Origin of the sequence: Lacrimispora amygdalina (genome assembly GCF_900205965.1) — a bacterium.
Classification (GTDB): domain Bacteria; phylum Bacillota; class Clostridia; order Lachnospirales; family Lachnospiraceae; genus Lacrimispora; species Lacrimispora amygdalina_A.
This window is the reverse complement of record NZ_OAOF01000073.1, coordinates 1-1,361: the sequence shown is the minus strand read 5'-3', so window position 1 is coordinate 1,361 and position 1,361 is coordinate 1. Positions and strand designations below refer to the sequence as shown.

Annotated in this window: 1 protein-coding gene; it reads left to right on the top strand. The window is 38.9% G+C overall.

The features are described from left to right. Window positions 1–95: 95 nt before the first annotated feature. A complete protein-coding gene (locus tag CRO04_RS25720) occupies window positions 96–1,220 on the top strand; it encodes an IS91 family transposase (RefSeq protein ID WP_097007066.1) in 1,125 nt (374 codons plus the stop codon). Window positions 1,221–1,361 lie beyond the last annotated feature (141 nt).

Here is a 1,361-nt window from a genome sequence, read left to right as displayed (position 1 = left end):
ATAAAAAAGTGTCTTCGACACTCTCAACTCCCCTGCCCCTCACTCATGAGGGGTTTGGGGTTTTTCTTTGTGTAACTTTATTGTAAAATTCTTTTATGAATATCTTACAAACCATTTTTGCTGACTATTATGAACACATTATTTACGAACTTCACCCCAGACGTTCCGTTATTGAAAATGTTGGGCGTATGATTGACTGTGGGGATCCCTCCAAGGGCGGTGCTATGTTTGGCTGCCCTCTTTGTGGTGACTTAAAGTTTGTTCCTTTTCGCTGCAAAAGCCGTTTCTGCCCTTCCTGTGGCAATAAATACAATCAGTTTCGCTCTCTTCATATGTCCTCTAAACTTGTTTCTTGTGTTCACCGTCACTGCGTTTTTACAATCCCTGAAGAGCTCCGTATTTTTTTCTTAAATGACCGTTCTCTTCTAAACTGCCTCTTTCATTCCGTCCGTGATGTTGTTCTTCGTATGTTTTTTATGATGAATAAGTCTGAACTCTTTACTCCTGGATTCATCTGTGTTCTTCATACCTTTGGCAGGGATCTCAAATGGAATCCTCATATACATGTCCTTATTTCTGAAGGGGGCGCCGGTAACTTCTCTCCATGGAGACCTGTTAAACACTTTAACTATAACTTTCTTCGCATTGCTTTCCGGAAAGTTCTCCTTGAGCAGCTTTCTAAACAACTCGGACCTTCTTTCAACAAAATCAAAAATTCCATTTACCAAAAGCATGAAGACGGCTTTTATGTTCGTGCAAAGCCAAACCTGTGCACACCGGATATCACAATTAAATACATCAGCCGTTACCTTGGTCGACCAGTTATTGCCAGTTCACGCATTGATCACTATGATGGCGATTTCGTTACTTTTCATTACACACGGCATGAAGATAACAAAACCATCACCGAACGTATACCTGCCTTAGATTTTATTAAAAGGCTTATCATCCATATCCCGGAAAAGCATTTTAAAATGCTTCGCTATTATGGCATTTATGCCAAACATCACAAGCAAGAGAAAAAACTTCGTAAATGCCTTTCTCCTGAAAAGAAGAAATTTCTCTTACGATATTTAGACTGGCGTAATTCTATCCTTTTATCTTTTGGATATGACCCTCTTTGCTGCCAGAAATGTGGCTCTTCTATGTTGGTTTTAGAAGTTTACCACAAAAAAACTGCACTATTTGAACAATATCGAAAGGTCATGGGATATGGATAGAACCATATCTGTAAATCTTCCTTTATAGTCAAATAGTGCAGTCAAACCAACAAAACAAAAAACCTCATAAACAACGTCATGGCGAAGTCACACCTTCGCTCTTTTGCTATGCTATTTTTTATTCCAAAGCCATTATACACT

What these genes read in the sequence shown, in the direction of transcription:
- CRO04_RS25720 (WP_097007066.1), top strand. Translation starts at nt 96, where the DNA reads ATGAATATCTTACAAACCATTTTTGCTGACTATTATGAACACATTATT.